This is a genomic window from Actinoplanes sp. ATCC 53533, assembly GCF_003947245.1.
The window spans coordinates 261,934-279,299 of record NZ_QHHV01000028.1; the positions used below are offsets into that span (position 1 = coordinate 261,934).

Sequence of the window (17,366 nt, forward strand, 5' to 3'; positions counted from 1 at the left end):
TTTACGAAGATCCGATCTCGTAGGGGTGCCGTGCGACTTTTTCGGCGGCGATGCGATAGACCTCCGGCGAACCCTCCAGGGGGGCCGTCCGCACGACTTCCCACCTGCTGATCAACCACTCGTCCCGGATGCGGCGCAGCCCGAAGGTGCAATATCCCCGCATGACGCAGTAGTCCACCGCGCCCGGCTCCGCCGCGACGTAGTGGTAGGCGACGACATAGGCTCGGCAGCGCGCCTCATCGCCGGCCACAGTGATCAGCTTGTTCGAGAGCGCGTGGTGTGTGCAGTCGAAGCCGTCGAGCACGCCTCGCGCGACAGCCGTGAATTCCTCGACGGTGAGGTCCGCGGCGGGTTTGCCGCTGTGCCGGGAGGCGTCATAGTGGAGCCGGTCGGTGAACAGCCGGCCGAACTGCTCCCAGTTCTTGTCGTCGCAGGCGAAGGCCAACGTCGTGAGCACGTCGGCGATCCTTTCGCGGTCTTGGAGCACGGGTGTTCCTTTCAGTGCGGTGCCTCGCTGAGCATCCAGTGACTGAAGGCGGCGTATTCGTGTGCGTACTCCTCGGCGGTGCGGGCTTGCTCGACGGCGGCGGAGAGCTTGTGGACGGTGTCGTAGCGAGGGAGCCGGTCGGCGTCGAATGCCGCCAGGGCCGACCTGACGTCGGGGCTGCCGGTGAGCAGCCGGGACAGGACGCCGACGTCCTCGATTCCGAGGGTGCCGCCGGCGGAGATGTGTGGTGACAGGCCGTGCGCGGCGTCGCCGATCAGCGCGACCCGGGGATCGGTGAAGCGGGGCAGCCGGGGCACGACCATGATCTGGTGCCGCAGGATGCGGTCGTCCGGCGTGCGTTCGATGAGGCGGCGCAGCGGCTCGCCCCACCCGTTGTCGTTCAGGTTGCCGGCGCGCCGCAGGGCCTGTTCCTTGAGTGTTCCGGTCAGCGGCGGGCAGTCGAACTGGTTGACCATCCAGGTGGTGTTTCCCCCGTAGGTGCGGGTGTATCCGCCCCGGGTGCGGTGGTGGCCCACCGTCAGGATGCTGCCCTGCGGTGGTTCGTCACCCGTGGGGATGACAGCCCGCCAGGCGTGGTGCCCGGCGTGTGCCTCGGCGCCTGATCCGGGCAGAAGGTGCTCCCGGACCCGGGAGTGCACGCCATCGGCTCCGATGAGCAGGTCGGCGTCGGTGGTGGTGCCGTCGGCGAAGTGCACGGTGACGCCGTCCGGCCGTTCGTCGAAGCCGGTCACGGCGCTGCCGAGCCGGATCCGGTCGGGGGTGACCGCGTCGGCGAGCAGCCGGGTCAGTTCCGGCCGGGGCAGCAGCAGCATCGTGTGGTCGGATGCGGCGGAGCCTGGGGCCCGGAACTTGTGGCCGGCGGCGTCGTAGAACCAGGTGTGCACGGTGGTTCCGAGGGCTTGCACGCCGTCGCCGAGGCCGATGTCGGTGAACACATCGAGGGCGTTGCGCCACAGACCGATGGCGGCGCCGACCGCGCGGATCTCGGTTGCCTGCTCGTGGACCAGCACCTCGGCGCCGTCGCGGTGCAGGGCCAGGGCGGCGGTGAGACCGACGAGGCCACCGCCGGCGATGATGACACGCATCTGCGAGCTCCTGTCGAGGCTGTCAGGTGAGGAGTGCGGATTCCGGACACCCGCACGGACATCGCGGCCGCAGCATGGGGGCTCCGGCGCTGTCTTCCACGATGGACCCGCACGCGCATGATGTCCAATGCATCCTCTCTAACCCAGGGTTTACCCGCATGCAATCTTCAGGGGGGCATGCTCATGGCGCGTGTCAGCTCACGGCGGGACTTGATACCGAGCTTCGGGAAGATCCGGTACAGGTGGGTGGTGATCGTGCGGGGCGACAGGAACAGCCGCTCGGCTATCTCCTTGTTGCTCAATCCCTCGGCGGCCAGTCGAGCGATCTGCTGTTCCTGCACCGTCAAGGCGTAGGCGGCGTCGACCGGCCGGCGCAGCGACTCACCCGACGCGCGGAGTTCGGCCCGGGCGCGCTCGGCCCAGGGCACCGCGCCGATCGCGTCGAAGGTCGCCGCAGCCGACCGCAGCAGCGGCCGCGACTCGGCGGCCCTGCGCTGTCGGCGCAGCCATGCGCCGTACGCCCGCTCCAGCCGGGCCCGCTCGAACGGCCACTCGGAGAGATCGGCGGCCAGCGCCGTCTCGAACCGCTGGGCCTCGCCGGCCAGCATCGCATCGGCGTACCGGAGCGCGACCACGAGCGCGGGGGAACCACACTCGCGAGCTATCGGGGCCAGCCGGGCCGAGGTCGCCCGGAGCGCGTCCTCCTCCCCGCACCACGCGGCGGCCTCGGCCAGATGCCCGAACGTCACGAACCGCAGGTACGGGTGGTAAGCCACGTCGTCCGGGTCGAAGATGCGGTACAGCTGCCGGAACGCGTCGGCGGGACGTCCGCCGGCGAGCGCCGCCACTCCCCGGATGGCCTGCACCAGAGCGAGCATCGGCAGCCGCCCGCTCGACAGCAGGATGCTCTCTCCGCGGTCGGCCGCCTCCCGGGCCGCGACCGTGTCGCCGGCCAGCGCTTCCGCGTGGCCGAGCATCAGCGCTGCCGTCAACGCCCAGGCCGGCTGGCCGGTTTCGGCGGCGAGCGCCGCGGCTTCGGTGGCTGCCGGGCGGGCCGTCCGGGCGTCGCCGAGGTATGCCGCGGTGAACGCCTGGCTGGCCAGCAGTTGGGCGAGGACGCCGACGCGGCCCTGGGCCCGCACACCGGCCACCGCGGCCCCGAAGAACTGTGCCGACAGGTGCAGTGCGCCCGTGCCGCTCGCACTCAGGCCCAGCAATTGCTGCTCGGTGGGGCTCAGGTCGAATCGGGCCCGTAACTCCGTCATCCGCTCCAGCGTCACCGCCCCGCGCTCCACCGGGGCGATCAGCCCCACGGTGGCGATCATCCGCGGATCGTCCTTGGGCGCGTCGATGTCGTCGGCCACCGTCAGGTACGCCTGGATCGTCGCCGCAGGCGGATTCGACCAGTAGAACCGCAAGCTCATGGCGATCAGCGCGTCCATGGCCCGCCGCCGGTCACCGTCCCGGCGCAGGGCATCGATGAGCTCGGCGTAGACCATCAGCCTGGCGGTGCCCGACCAACCGGTGATGAAGAACTGCTCCCGCAGGTACGACAGCCACGCCTGGTCGGCGGGACGTAGCCGGTGGTCGGCCACGTCGTCCAGCAACGTCCGCGCGGCGGCGATGTCGCCCAGCTCGGCTGCGGCCTCAGCGGCCGCGAGCAACCGCCGGCCGCGTTCGGACGGGTCCTCGCTCAGCTGTACGGCCCGCTGGAAAGCCGCCAGCGCCACGCCGGCCGCCTGCCGGTGCCCGGCTCGGGTCGCTGTCTCGGTCAGCTCCCGGGCGAGTGCTTCGTCCGGGCCGGCCGCCGCTCCCGCTCGGTGCCACACGCGGCGATCGGGGTCCGCGCCGACGGCCTCGGCGAGCGCGGCGTGGACCCGCCGCCGCTGGGCCGCGCCGGCGGACTGGTACAGCGCCGAGCGCAGCAGCGGATGCCGGAACCGCAGCCGGTACGTGTCGTCGACCTGGACCAGCCGGGTCGTCACGGCCGGTTCGACGTCCTCGACGGTCACCGGGCGCCCCGCGAACCGGCAGCACGCCGCGACGATCTCGTCGAGGGCGTCCCCGTCGTCCAGCGCGGCGACCAGCAGCAGCGATCGGGTGGCGGCCGGCAGTTCGGCGACCAGCGCGGCGAACGTTCGCTCCACCCGCGTGGTCAGCGGCAACCACGACGGCAGCAGCGCCGCGCCACCGGACCTCACCGCCACTCCGCCCAGCTCCACCAGCCCCAGCGGGTTGCCCGCCGACTGTTCCAGCACGCGCTCCCGCAAGGGCGGGGACAGGCCCGGCGCGACCGATTCCAGCAGCGCGCCGGCGTCGGCCGGCAACAGCGGTTCCAGCCGCAGCTCCGGCAACCCCGCCTGCGCCAGGAGCAGGTCGACGTCCTCGCCGTCCCGGACCGTCAGCACCATCGCGACCGGGTCCGCCCCGATCCGCCGCGCCGCGAACGTCAACGCCTCCCACGAGCCGCGATCCAGCCAGTGCGCGTCCTCTACGGCCACGAGGACCGGATCTACCTGAGCGCCGAGCAGGTCCAACAGGTCCATCGCCGTCCGGTACGGCGATTCGATCTCGACCGCCAGCGCCGGCCCGCGGCGTCCCAACGACCACAAGAGACGGTGCAGCCCCGCGTACGGGATGTGCACCTCCGCCTGAACCCCGGACACACCGACGACCCGCATTCCGTGCTCGGCCGCCAGCGCCGACACGTGCGCCACCAGGGCGGTCTTGCCGATCCCCGCTTCACCGCGCAGGACCACGGCGCCGCCGGCCTGTGCTCCGGCCGCTTCCAGCAGAGCAGTGACTGACGCTATCTGGACGTCGCGTCCGACCAGCATCGCTTTCCCCGTTTCGACATCACCGGCTCAGTCCCGCGCTCGCGAGCCCTTCTGCGCTATCTCGGGCAACATGATCGATGCCGGCCGACTCGCCCGCTCGGCGTCGGTGCGGCCCCGCCACTCCGAGGGAGTGCACCCGAACTGCTGCTTGAACGCGCGGGAGAACGACGAGTGGTCGGCAAACCCGAGCGTCCGGGCGATGGCCGCGACCGACACCAGCGCGTTGCCGGGGTTCGCCAGCTCTCGGGCGGCCCGGCCGAGTCGTTCGGTCCGGATCCATTCGCCGAGCGTGACGTCCATCCGGGCGAGGACCGCGTACAGGTACCGTTTCGAGATGCCGAAGTGGGCGGCGAGCTTGTCCGCGCCCAGTTCGGGGTCACCCAGGTGGGTGCGCAGGTGCACCATGATTCTCGTGCCCAGGGTCTGGCTCAGCGGTCGCCGGGCGAGAAACTCGTCGCCTCCGGCGGTCGCCAGCAGGGCCCGGAGCAGGTCGATCGTCGGGTGGGCCAACGATGCCGCCTGCGCCGGCGAGAGTGCGGGGAGTGCGGCGAGCTCGGTCAGATATTTGGCGACCATCGGCCCGAGCGGACTGTGCCCGATGCTGCGCACCATGACGCCACGGAGGAACAAGTAGGGCAGACCGAGCTCCTCCAGGGTCACGGTGAGCGACCAGGCCTGGATCGGCTCGTCCGCTTGCAGCCGCAGCGCACCTCGGCTCGAGTACGGCACCATGGATCCCGACGGCCGGCGATCCAGCCGATCGTCCTGCTCGATCGCGTACGGGCCGGAGGAGACGGTCAGAATGAACCGGGGCACGGTGTCCTTCCGCGCCAGGTTCGCCGACCGGAGCCCGTAGAAGTTGTCGAGCGTGGTCCGGGTGACGTTGACGTCGCCGAAATAGCGGTCCAGGTGCTCGAATCGGACGGGTCGCGCGCGGTCGGCCGGGCGGGCGCGGAAGGGCACCGAGCAACTGCGGGCCGCCTCGTCCAGGATGTCGACCCGGGACGACGGCTCACCGTCGTTCAGGTTGAAGTGGCGCACCTCGCAGGGCCCTCCGGTTGCCACCGGCGATCCCATGCCGACCATGGCTCTCCCCGGTTATGCGCGTAGCTTATCGCCGTACCCGCACGCATCGGACCCAGCAATTTGTGCATCTTGCTGTGCGAGGCGTGCACTCCGCCACCCGCCGCGAACCTCAGGATCCGTTCGATGTGGTGCGACGCCCTCGATCTCGACCAGCAGGTCGGGTCGGCACAGGTCGGTGACCAGGTAGGCGACCTCGTCGCCGAACGCCACCGCGCACTCCCGGCGCACCGCCGCCAGGTCCCGGGCGTGCCGGACGTACACCTTGACGGTCCGCAACGCGCGCAGGTCGCCGGCGAGCGTGGTCAGATGGTCCAGGGTGGTGCGGCACTGGGCGGCGACGTCGCCCGGGTGCGCCGTGGCGTGACCGAGGATGCTCGCGGTGCCCGAGATGAGCAGCGGGCCGTCCGGCAGCCGGCTGGCCCGGGCGAAACTGGGCGACCGCGGCCCGTACCGCTCGGGGTAGCGGTAGGCGGGGACCTGCCGGTCGTTCTCGACGGCGACGTGCCCGGGAGCGCGACGGGCCAGCAGGAAGAAGGCGATCCCGTCGGTGTGCGAGCCGACCCCGGTGGCCGCGGGCAGCAGGTCGCGGGGCAGCGGCGACGCGTCGAAGGCCTCGGCCCGGCCGCGGCAGAAGTCGCGGTAGATCTCCAGACCGTCGGCGTTGGGCTCGTTGATCCGGCCGACGAAGTTCCACATCCGGAACACGTGCGGGTAGTCGAGCCGGGCCAGGGCGCCGAACGCGCGCAGGTAGGCCCGCCGGACGCCGGGCGCGTACCGGGCGGCGGGCGGCACCCGGCCGGCGCAGAAGGCGTATTCGCCGTCGTGGCCGATGGCGATGCCGTCGCGGACGTCGGCGGTCACCGGCCGGCCGCTGGTCCACACCTCGGTGACGGCGTGCGCCGGGTCGCGGACCAGGTGCACGTCGAGCGCCGGGCGCCCGCCCCGGATCGACGGCGGGGCCCCGGCGGCGGTGTATCGGACCACGCCAAGCGGGTGAGCGATCGTGGCCGGGTCGTCGAACCGGCAGGTCAGCTTCGCCAACCGAGGCCGTCCTTGGCCAGCGGGAGCCCGCCCGGGACCGGCGGGTCGGTGTCGTCCAGCGGCGCGCCGTAGAGCGCCTCCTCCTGCAGGTTGCGGCCCTGGCGGAAGGTCTCGTCGACGGTCCGCGACGTGTACAGCGGGTTGCGCCGGTCGTCGGCCGTGGCCAGCAGGCCCACCGCGCGGTCCAGGTCGGCGGCCGCGTCGGCGAACCGGACCCCGACGCCCTCCTCCCCCGGCAGCAAGCCGCCGACCAGCTCGGCGAACGCGGCGGTCTCGGTGGCGTCCACCGCGGTGACCTGCTTCGCCTGCCAGAAGTACGACCGGGCGTCGCGCTGCATGTCGTAGAAGGAGATCAGGAACTCGTAGAAGACGCCGTACTCGCGGCGGTAGCGGGCCTCGAACTCGGCGAGACTGCGCTCCTCCGGCACCGCACCGGCCAGACAGGCGTTGATCGACCGGGCGGCGAGCAGCGCGCCGTAGGTCGCCAGGTGCACGCCCGAGGAGAGCACCGGATCGACGAAACAGGCCGCGTCGCCGACGAGCAGCATGCCCGGAACGTGGAACGACTGCTTCCAGTACGAGTAGTCCTTGCGGACCCGCACCTGATCGTAGGGCGCCTCGGTGGCGGCCGGCACGCCGACGAGCTTGCTCGCGACCTCGGGACACGCCTCGATCATCGAGCGCCAGACGGCCCGCGGATCGCCCCGCACCGCGGCCCGGTGCTCGGGGGCGATGACCGCGCCCACGCTGGTCAGGTTGTCGCGCAGCGGGATGTACCAGAGCCAGCCCGCGTCGAAGGCGGCGCAGAAGATGTTGCCGGCGTTCGGCTCGGGCAGCCGCGCGCCGCCGGCGAAGTAGCCGAACACGGCCAGGTTGCGGAAGAAGTCGGAGTAGACCCGGGACCCGCCGACCCGGCCGTGGATCCGGCTGGTGCTGCCGGAGGCGTCCACCACGTAGCGGGCCCGCGCCGTGTGGCGGGAACCGTCGGCTGCCTCGTACTCGACGCCGTTGATCCGGCCGTCTGCCTCGAGGATGCCGCGAACCTGGCAGCCCTCGCGCACCTCGACGCCCACCCGGGCGGCGTTGCGCAACAGGATCTCGTCGAACTTGGCGCGCTCGACCTGGAACGCCGTCGAGGTGGGCTCGGGCAGCCGCGGCGACATGGCGAAGGCGAACTGCCACGGCTCCGGATTGCGGCCCCAGCGGAACGTGCCGCCGCGCTTGAGCGTGAAGCCGGCCCGGGCCACCTCGTCCGCGACGCCGAGGATCCGGCACAGACCGTGCACAGTGGACGGCAACAGCGACTCGCCGATCTGGTAGCGCGGAAACGTCTCCTTCTCCAGGAGAAGCACGCGGTGGCCGCGCATCGCGACCACGGTCGCGGCGGTCGACCCCGCCGGCCCACCGCCGACAACCACCACATCGTACGGCTGGGTCATCCGGATTCTCCCGTTCGCGTGTCCTGGTCGCGCAGCCAGGATTGGATGGCGGCCGCGGTTGTCGCGACGTCCGCGTTCAGCGTCGTGTAGTGGTCGCCGGGCACGTCGACCACGTCGTGCGGCAGCGGCCAGTGCGGCCGCCAGTCCCGGTCCGGATCGATCTCGAGCATCTCCCGGGTCGGCGCCGCGCGCAGCAGCAGGGTCGGCAGTCCCGTCGGTTCGGGCACCCAGCCCTCGAAGATCCGCACGTAGGCCCCGCCGGCGATCATCACGGCGTCCGAGAAGAAGCCGTCGAACAACTCCGCCGGCCGGTTGCGGTCGACCGTCACGAGCGCGAGCGCCCGCTGGTCGTCGCGGCCCTCGGCGCCGTGATGGGAGTCGATCAGGATGACGCCCCGGGGCGGGGTGCCTTCGGCCGTCAGGTGGGTGGCCACGGCATGGGCGACTTCGCCGCCGGCGGAGTCGCCGATCAGCACGAACGGCCGGTCGCCGGCGAGGGCGCGGACCGTGTCGGCGTGCAGCCGCACCAGGGTGGGCACGCCGTCCGGGATGTCCCGCCGGTCCCCGAAGCCGGGGTGGGCCAGCATGTGCAGGTCGTAGCCGCCGTCGAGGGCGCGGCCCAGCCCGGCCGGGGTCGGATCGTGGAGGGCCAGATAGCCGGGGATGAACATCAGGATCGGCCGGTCCCGCTCCCCCGCGGCCAGGCGCACCGGGGCGAGGGCGTGCCGGGCCCGGTCTTCGGCGCCGAAGGTGGGCAGTCCGTAGGAGGCCAGGTAGCGCAACGCCATCGCCGCGGGCGCGCCCTGTTCGCGGATCACCCGGTGGTAGATGGCGGTGAACCGCTCGCCGACCGCGGCGGGTTGCTCCGAGTGCCGGGGCGCGTCGATCCCGGCGGCGGGGCCGTCCTCGGCCGCCGGCAGGGTTTCGGCCAGCGCCGCGTACACGTGCGCGGTGAGGTCGGCCAGCGTCGGATGTTCGAGGGCGATCGTCGCTTTCAGGCGTACGCCGGTGAAGGCGCTGAGCCGGTTGCGAAGCTGGACGGCGGCCAGCGAGTCGAAGCCCAGCTCGGTGAAGTGCCGGCCGGGGTCGAGTGCGGCCGCGTCCGCGAAGCCGAGCACGGCGGCGATCTCGATGTGGATCAGCGTCGACAGGACCCCGATCCGGTCGTCCGCCGGGAGCTTCGCGAGCGTCTCCCGCCAGCCGCTGAGCTCTGCGGCGGCACCGGGCGCGGCGGCGCCGGGCGCCGGGGCCGCTTCGGTCGCGGGCTCCGGCCTCGCGGGGGCCAGGCCGCTGAGGATCGGCGGCGCGGTCGCGGCCGGCACGTCGATCGCGATCGGTACGAGCAGCGGCTCGGCGGTGCGCAGCGCCCGGTCGAGCAGTTCCGTGCCGTGCCCCGCGGCGAGCGCTCGGATGCCGTCGCCGGTCAGCCCGCGCCGGGCCGGTCCGGCCGCCGGCTGGCTGGACATGCCGCCGTCGTCGGCTTCCCACAGGCCCCAGGCCAGCGACTGGGCCGGCAGGCCGCGGGCGGCGCGGTGGGCCGCGACGGCGTCCATGAAGGCGTTCGCGGCGGCGTAGTTGGCCTGTCCCGGCCGGCCGAGCACCCCGGACGCCGAGGAGTAGAGCACGAACGCCGCGAGGTTCAGCCCCTCCGTGGCCTCGTGCAGGTGCCACGCGGCGTCCGCCTTGGGGGCGAGGACGGTGGCGATCCGCTCGGGCGTCATCGCGGCCAGCACGCCGTCGTCGAGGACCCCGGCGAGGTGGAACACCGCGGTCAGGGCCGGCCCGCAGGAGGCGACCAGCGCGTCGACGGCCGCCCTGTCGCCGACGTCGCGGGCGGTGACCGTGATCTCCGCGTCCAGCTCGCTCACCCAGGTGGGTACGGTTCCGGTCCGGCTGGCGAGCACCAGGGTGCGTACCCCGTACTCAGCGACCAGGTGGCGGGCCAGGATCGCGCCGAGGGCGCCGGTCCCCCCGGTGATCAGCACCGTTCCGGCCGGGTCGAACGCCGGCGGGGAGGCGTCGGCCGGGCCGGCGAGGGCCAGCCGGGGTGCGAGGACGGTGCCTTCGCGTACGGCGACCCGGGGCTCGGCCAGGGCAGCCGCCCGGGGCAGGGCCGCCTCGGAGGCGGGTGCGCCGCACAGGTCGACAACGGTGAAGCGGCCCGGATGCTCGGCCTGGGCGCTGCCGGCCAGGCCCCAGACCGCGGCGGCGGCCGGATCGGGGTCGGCGCCGGTGGCCCGCTCGGTCACCACGACGAGTCGGCCCGGACGGTCGGCGACGAGCCAGTCGGTGAGCCGGGCGAGCGTGCTGCCGAGCATGGCCCGCGCCCGGGCCGGCGCGTCGCCGCCAGGCGTGCCGGCGTCCGGTGCGGCGGCGCGGAAGATCTCGTAGGGAGTTTCGCCCAGGGTGGCCGGGGCCGGAATCCAGCCGAGGCGGTGCAGCGACCGCCGGGCGGCCGAACCGGCCGCGTCCTGGATGTCGATCTTGCGGGTGACCAGCGAGTCGATCGTGACGACCGGGCGGCCGAACCGGTCGGTGACGGTGACCCGGGCCTCGTCCGGGCCGATCGGGGACAGCACCACCCGCACGGTGGTCGCGCCGGTGGTGTGCAGTTCGACGCCGCCGAGGGTGAACGGCACCCGCAGCCGGTCCGGCGGTTCGGCCAGCAGGCTGGCGTGCAGGGCCGCGTCGAGCAGGGCGGGGTGCACGCCGTAGCGGCCCGCCGCGAGGGCCTCCGCGGGCGGGAGGCTCACCTCCGCGTACACGTCGTCGGGCCCGCGCCAGACCGCGGTGACCGCGCGGAACGCCGTACCGTAATGGAAGCCCGCGTCGGCGAGCCGCGCGTAGTCGACGGCGACCGGCCGGACGCCGGGCGGCGGCCAGGCGGCCGGCGCGGCGGGTGCGCGGCCGGTCGGGGCCGTGACCGTCGCGGTGGCGTGGCTGATCCACCGGTCCGCCGAACCGGCGGGCCGCGACCAGATGGTCAGCGGGCGGTCGCCGGTGCCGTCCGGTGCGTCCACGACGACCTGGACCTCGGTGGGGCCCGCGATGGTCAGCGGGCTGCGCAGCGACAGCTCGGCCAGCCGGACGGCAGTGCGCCCCGACGCGCCGGCCGCCTGCCCACCCGGCACCGGATCCGAGGTCGCGGCCGGGCGGCCTGCCAGGTCCGACCCGGCGTGCAGGGCCGGGTCGGACGCCGCGTGGAAAGCCAGTTCGGCCAGCGCGGCGGCCGGGACCATGACGTCGTCGCCGATGATGTGGTCGGCGAGCCAGGGCTGGCGGATGGCGGAAAGCAGGCCGGAGTGGCGGATCTGCGGTCCGTCGGCGGCCGGCTGCGGGTCGCCGAGCAGCGGGTGTGCCCCGGCCTCGACGTCCCGCGGGGTGGCGTCCAGCCAGTAGCGCTGCCGCTGGAACGGATACGTCGGCAGGTCGCGGCGGCGGGCGCCGCTGCCGGCGTACGCCAACGGCCAGTCCACCGGAGCGCCGTGCACATGCAGGGTCGCGAGGGCGTCGAGGAATCCGGCGAGCCCGGCCGTCCCGGGGACGAAGACCGCCGTCGAGCCGGCGGCGACGCACGACTCGGCCAGGACGGCGAGGACCGCGGCCGGGCCGATCTCGACGAAAGCGGTGGCACCGGCCGCGTCGAGGCCGGCCACCGCGTCGGCGAAGCGGACCGCCTCGCGCGCGTGCCGCACCCAGTAGTCGGCGGTGGCCAGGTCGGCCGGTCCGGCGAGGGCGCACGACACCGGGATCGACGGCCGGTGGTAGGTAACCGATTCGGCGACGGCGCGGAAGCCGGCCAGCATCGGTTCGAGCAGCGGCGAGTGGAACGCGTGGCTCACCCGCAGCCGGTCGGACCGGCCGCCGAGCCGCTCGGCCAGCGCGGTCACGGCGCCCTCGGCGCCGGAGAACACGATCGACTCCGGGCCGTTGACCGCGGCGATCGACACCTGATCGCCGGCCTCGGCGAGGAGCTTCTCCGCCTCGGCCTCGGTGGCCCGGACGGCGATCATCGCGCCGCCGGCCGGCAGCGCGGCCATCAGCCTTCCCCGGGCGGCGACCAGGCGGACGGCGTCGGGCCGGGAGAATACGCCGGCGACGTGCGCGGCGGTGAGCTCGCCGATCGAGTGGCCGGCCAAGTGGTCCGGCCGGATGCCGCACGCCTCGTAGAGTGCGTGCAGCGCCACCTCGAAGGCGAACAGGGCGGGCTGGGCGTAGTCGGTGCGGTTGAGCAGCCCGGCATCCGCGCCGTCGATCACCTCGCGCAGCGGCCGCTCCAGGTAGGGCGTGAAGGCCGCGCAAACCGCGTCGTAAGTCTCGGCGAAGCGTGGAAAGGCCGCTGCCAGCTCGCGTCCCATGCCGAGGCGCTGCGCGCCCTGACCGGTGAAGAGAAAGGCCAGGCGCGGTTCGCGCCGGGTGGGTGCCCGGCTCACGGCCGCATGCGGTACGCCACGCGCCAGGGCGAGCAGGCCGTCGCGTTGACCGGCCCGCACCGCCGCCCGGTGTCCGAGCGCGGCACGGCCGGTCGCCAGCGAATAGGCCACGTCCAGAGGGGATGATCCGGGCAGCCCGTCGGCGAGTTGGGCCGCTTGGGCTCGCAGGCCCGCCTCGTCCGCACCGCCGAGCAGCCACGGCGCGCCGGCCCACCCGGCGAGCAGAGCCGCCGCCAGCCCGTCGGAGACGTCCGGTGCCGGCTCGGCCAGGGCGCCCGGCGCCTCGGGGACGTCCAGTGCCGGCTCGGCCGGGGCGGCCGGCACCTCGACAACGTCCGGTGCCGGCTCGGCCGGGGCGGCCGGCACCTCGACAACGTCCGGCTCTTCGAGGATCAGGTGGGCGTTGGTGCCGCCGAGGCCGAAGGCGGAGACAGCGGCGCGGCGGGGACGCTCACCGCCCGGCCAGGGCTGCGCGGTGTCGAGCAGCCGCACCGCTCCCCCGGCCCAGTCGACGTGCGGCGACGGCTCCTCGGCGTACAGCGAGCGGGGCATTTCCCCGTGCCGCATCGCCTCGATCATCTTGATCACGCCGGCGATGCCGGCGGCGGCCTGGGTGTGGCCGAGGTTGGACTTCACCGAGCCGAGCCAGACCGGCCGGTCGCGCTCCTGGCCGTAGGTGGCGAGGACCGCATTCGCCTCGATCGGGTCACCGATCCGCGTGCCGGTGCCGTGGCCCTCCACGACATCCACATCGGAGGGCCGCAGGCCCGCGTCTGCCAGCGCGAGCCGGATCAGGTCCCGCTGGGCCTCGCCGTTCGGGGCGGTGAGGCCGTTGGAGGCGCCGTCGGAGTTGACCGCGGAGCCGCGCAGGATCGCGAGCACCGGGTGGCCGTGGCGCCGGGCGTCGTCCAGGCGTTCCAGCAGCACCAGTCCTGCGCCTTCGCCCCAGGCGGTGCCGTCGGCGCCCGCGGCGAACGACCGGCACCGGCCGTCGGCGGCGAGGCCGCGCTGCCGGCTGAACACGATGAACGACTGCGGCGTCGCCATCACCGTCACGCCACCGGCCAGGGCCAGGCTGCACTCGCCCGCCCGCAGCGCCTTGGCGGCCAGGTCCATCGCCACGAGCGACGACGAGCAGGCGGTGTCGATGGTCATGGTGGGGCCGCGCAGGCCCAGCACGTACGCGATGCGGCCGGACGCGAGGCTCCCGGCGGAACCGATGCCGAGGTGCGCCTCGAACTCGTGGGTGTGCAGGCGGCGGCTGTAGTCGCCGTGCATGAGCCCGACGAACACCCCGGTGTCGCTGTCGCGCAGGCTGGGCGCGGGGATCCCGGCGCGTTCGAAGGTCTCCCAGGCGACTTCGAGCAGCAGCCGGTGCTGCGGGTCCGCCGACAGGGCCTCACGAGGCGAGATGCCGAAGAAGGCCGGGTCGAAGTCGGCGGCGTCGTGCAGGAAGCCGCCACGGCGCGTGCTGGTCTTGCCGATCCGGTCCGGGTCGGTGTCGTAGATGTCGTCGACGTCCCAACCGCGGTCGGCAGGAAACTCGCTGGTGGCGTCCACGCCGTCGGCGACCAGCCGCCACAGCTCCTCGGGGGTGCGCACGCCGCCGGGATAGCGGCAGCCGACCGCGACGATCGCGATCGGCTCGGCGGCGGCCCTCGGCAGCCGGCTCGGCGCGCCCGGAGCGTCCCCGGCGAGCCGGGCGTCCAGGTAGGTCGCCAGCGCGGCCGGGCTGGGGTGGTCCCACAGGATGGTGGCCGGCAACCGCAGGCCGGTGCGCAGGCTGAGCCGGTGCCACACGGTCATCACGCCCATCGAGGTCAGGCCGAGATCCGCGAACGCCGTGCCCAGGTCGCCGACCGGGCCGCAGAGCGCGGCCACCTCGGCACGGACCAGGTCGGCCAGCGCGGCCCGGCGCTCACCCGCGGTCAGGCCGGCGAACCGGTCCGTGACACCGGGCGCCGGACCGGCCGCGAGCGCCTCGCGCAGCAGGTGGCGGCGGGGCTTGCCGGACGGCGTACGCGGGATGACCGGGCTGAGGACGATCTCCTCGGGGACCTTGTGCGCGGACAGGTCCCGCGCGAGGGCCCGCAGCAGGGCGGCCGGGTCGGTCGACTCGTCGACCGGAACGACGAAGGCCACCGGGACCTCGCCGAGCAGCGGATGGGCGCGGGCCACCACGGCCGCGTCGCCCACGCCGGGCAGGGCCCGCAGGGCCTGTTCCACCTCCGCCGGGTCGATGTTGGTCCCCCCGCGGATGATCACGTCGCTGACCCGGCCGACGACGCTGAGGTGCCCGGTTCCGTCGAGCCGGCCCAGGTCGCCGGTGCGGTACCAGCCGCCGGTCAGCACCTCGGCGGTCGCCTCGGGCCGGCCGTGGTAGCCGAGCATCAGGTTGGGGCCGCGGACCCAGATCTCGCCCTCCGTCGCCGCGGGCTCGCCCGTCGCGGTGTCGACCAGCCGGACCTCGACGCCGGGGGCGGGCGGGCCGCTGGTGCCGGCGACCCGGGGCCCGGCGGCCGGTTCGACGGCCATCATCCCGCAGGTCTCGGTGCTGCCGTAACAGTCGAGCAGCGGGACGCCGAGCAGCGCCTCGACGCCGGCCCGCAGCGCCGGGTCGCTGACCGCGCCGGCGGTCAGGCAGATCCGCAGCGCCGGCCCGGCCACCGGGCCGGCGTCGAGCAGCTGGCGGTAGGTCGCCGGCACCCCGGCGACGACGCTCGGCGACTCCTCCGCGAGCAGCCGGGCCACCCGGGCCGGGCTGGGCTCGCCGACGATCCGGGCGCTGGCGCCGGCCACGGTGACACCCAGAACGCACAGCGAATGGGCGAAGCTGTGCGCCATCGGCAGCGGCCAGAGCAGGTGGTCGTCGCTGGTCAGCCCGAGCACCGGGCCGTAGCAGGTGAACGCGGACCAGAGCGCCGCCCGCTGGGTGGAGACCGCGCCCTTGACCGAACCGGTGGTGCCCGAGGTGTAGAGCATGAAGGCCGGCTCGTCCAGGCCCAGGTCGTCGCGCGGCGGCGCACCGGCCGTGGCGGTCAGGTCGCTCAGGCGCAGCGCGCCGGCCGGCAGCGGCCCGGTCCCCGCCACGAGCAGCCGGACCGGCGGGCCACCGGCAGTCACCCGGAGAACCTGGGAGAGCCGCCGCTCGTCGGTGACCAGCACGCTCGGGGCGCAGTCGGCGAGCAGGGCGGTCAGCTCGGCATCCGTGCAGTGTGGACTCAGCGGAACACCGATCGCCGCGGCCCGCACCGCAGCCAGGACGGCCTCCACCAGGTCCACGCCGGTGCCGAGGCAGAACGCCACCCGGTCGCCGCGCCCGGCGCCCAGGCCGGCCGCGAGCCGGGCGGTCCGCTCCTCCAGGGCGCCCCAGGTCACCCGGCGGTGGTCGTCGGCGAACGCCAGTCGACCGCCGCGCCGCCGGGCGTTGTCCTGCAACAGCTGCGGAATCGGCCGGATCGCATCCTGCTGCACCATCGGAGTGAGTTCGCCCCTCGATCACACGCTTTGAGTGGTCCTATGTGGCCACGATCCTGGCACAGTGCTGCCAGTGCGATCGATTCATGACCACCAGGGAACGGCTGCTCACCCAGCGTGGGATCGAGGGGTCTTCGCGGTTAGACGGCCGTGCGGGACCACTGCTGGTTGGTGCCGGTGTTGCACGGATACTGCTTGAGGATCGCACCGTCCGCGGTCGATGCCGCCGGCACGTCGACGCACTTGCTGCTGTGTCGTGCCCGGAGCTGGAAGTAGCTGCCGTTGGCGACCATCTGGAACTGCTGGTTGGTGCCGGTGCCACAGGTGTACTGGACGAGCTCGGCACCGTCGGCGGTTGACGCGCTCACCACATCGAGGCATTTTCCGCTGTGCCGGCTGACGATGCGCCAGTAGCCGCTGCCGGCGTCCTCGAACTGCCACTGCTGCCACGCGCTGCCGCCGTAGGTGTACTGGCCGACGCGCGCACCGTTGTCGGTGTTGGGCGACTGGACGTCCATGGCCTTGCCGCTGTGGCGCACGTTGATCCGGTAGACCGTTCCGGTCGCGCCGATGGTGTCACCCCAGGCGTACCGGATCCGGTCGGCGCCGGACGTGTTGCGGACGGTCAAGTTGAGATCGGTGCCGCTGCCGCTCAGCGCGAACATCGAGTAATAGTCGTAGCCGAGGCTTTCGGTCGGCTTGCCACCGAGGGCGGGCCAGTACGTGCCGCCCATCTGGTTGTCACGCATGACCTGGGCCATGGCGCGAATGTGGCGCACGAAGTTGTCGGCGCTGCCCGCGTCGCCGTAGTTGAGGCCGGTGGACATCGGCGCGCCGAACTCGGTCGCGACCGCACGGGAGGCACAGTTGCCCAGGCGCGTCTGAATGTGGCTGCGGAAGGCCTCGTAGGTCATCGCGCTGTAGAAGAAGGCGTAGTGGTGGAAGGACAGCAGGGTCGAGTTGAAGCGACTGTCGTTGCAGACGTCCCGCAGGTCCTGGCTGTAGCCGGTGCCGCCGATGAGCACCCGGCCGGGCACCGCCGAGGTGTGATAACTGAGCCAGTTCGCCGCGACGTTGCGCCAGTCCGCCGATGCGTAGCCGTGCGGCTCGTTCATCGGCTCGAAGTAGACGTTGCCGTTCGAGCCGTAGGTGTTGGTCACGCTCGACCACATCGTGTTCCACGCGGCGATGTTCGTGATCCTGCCGCCGGAGGCGGCGCCGTCCTCCCAGTAGGCGAGGATGACCTTGAATCCCCGGTCGGTGGCGGCGTCGATGGCGCCGCGGTAGGCGTTCCACCAGGTCGTGTTGGCCACGGTGTGGGTGTTGATAGGCAGCCGGACGGTGTTGACCCCCATGGTGGAGGCCATGTCGTCGTAGATGGCGTTGGCCTTGGCCCGCACTGTCGCGTTGCTGTCGGATTGGCTCAGGCCCTGCACGACGAGCGTGCCGGTGCTGAAGTT

At 73.4% G+C, this 17,366-nt stretch carries 8 protein-coding genes; all 8 read right to left on the bottom strand.

Annotated features, from left to right (window positions below):
• Position 1 precedes the first annotated feature (1 nt).
• The gene (locus tag DMB66_RS11490; RefSeq protein WP_255440544.1) at positions 2-487 is read right to left on the bottom strand and encodes a nuclear transport factor 2 family protein; all 486 of its coding nucleotides are present in this window, start codon (positions 485-487) and stop codon (positions 2-4) included.
• A gap of 11 nt (positions 488-498) precedes the next feature.
• The gene (locus DMB66_RS11495; protein ID WP_125804027.1) at positions 499-1,593 is read right to left on the bottom strand and encodes an NAD(P)/FAD-dependent oxidoreductase; all 1,095 of its coding nucleotides are present in this window, start codon (positions 1,591-1,593) and stop codon (positions 499-501) included.
• A gap of 167 nt (positions 1,594-1,760) precedes the next feature.
• On the bottom strand, positions 1,761-4,430 hold the full coding sequence (locus DMB66_RS11500) for a LuxR C-terminal-related transcriptional regulator (protein WP_125804028.1): 2,670 nt from the start codon (positions 4,428-4,430) through the stop codon (positions 1,761-1,763).
• A 27-nt stretch (positions 4,431-4,457) separates the two neighbouring features.
• Positions 4,458-5,495 carry an AraC family transcriptional regulator gene (locus tag DMB66_RS11505; protein WP_158647213.1) on the bottom strand — a complete coding sequence of 346 codons (1,038 nt, stop codon included), beginning with the start codon at positions 5,493-5,495 and terminating at the stop codon, positions 4,458-4,460.
• Between the two features lie 33 nt (positions 5,496-5,528).
• Complete coding sequence (locus DMB66_RS11510; protein WP_125804030.1) at positions 5,529-6,557, bottom strand: FkbO/Hyg5 family chorismatase; 1,029 nt, start codon at positions 6,555-6,557, stop codon at positions 5,529-5,531.
• On the bottom strand, positions 6,545-7,996 hold the full coding sequence (locus DMB66_RS11515) for an FAD-dependent oxidoreductase (RefSeq protein WP_125804031.1): 1,452 nt from the start codon (positions 7,994-7,996) through the stop codon (positions 6,545-6,547). Before DMB66_RS11515 ends, DMB66_RS11510 begins: the two co-directional genes overlap by 13 nt.
• Positions 7,993-15,906, bottom strand: coding sequence for a type I polyketide synthase (locus DMB66_RS11520; RefSeq protein WP_125804032.1), 7,914 nt, complete (start codon positions 15,904-15,906; stop codon positions 7,993-7,995). Before DMB66_RS11520 ends, DMB66_RS11515 begins: the two co-directional genes overlap by 4 nt.
• 140 nt (positions 15,907-16,046) lie before the next feature.
• On the bottom strand, positions 16,047-17,366 hold a 1,320-nt coding region (locus DMB66_RS11525), incomplete at its 5' end, for an RICIN domain-containing protein (RefSeq protein WP_125804033.1).

Excerpts from the sequence above, each read along its gene's own strand:
- DMB66_RS11495 (WP_125804027.1), bottom strand. The coding sequence starts at position 1,593 with ATGCGTGTCATCATCGCCGGCGGTGGCCTCGTCGGTCTCACCGCCGCC.
- DMB66_RS11500 (WP_125804028.1), bottom strand. The coding sequence starts at position 4,430 with ATGCTGGTCGGACGCGACGTCCAGATAGCGTCAGTCACTGCTCTGCTG.
- DMB66_RS11515 (WP_125804031.1), bottom strand. The coding sequence starts at position 7,996 with ATGACCCAGCCGTACGATGTGGTGGTTGTCGGCGGTGGGCCGGCGGGG.
- DMB66_RS11520 (WP_125804032.1), bottom strand. The coding sequence starts at position 15,906 with ATGGTGCAGCAGGATGCGATCCGGCCGATTCCGCAGCTGTTGCAGGAC.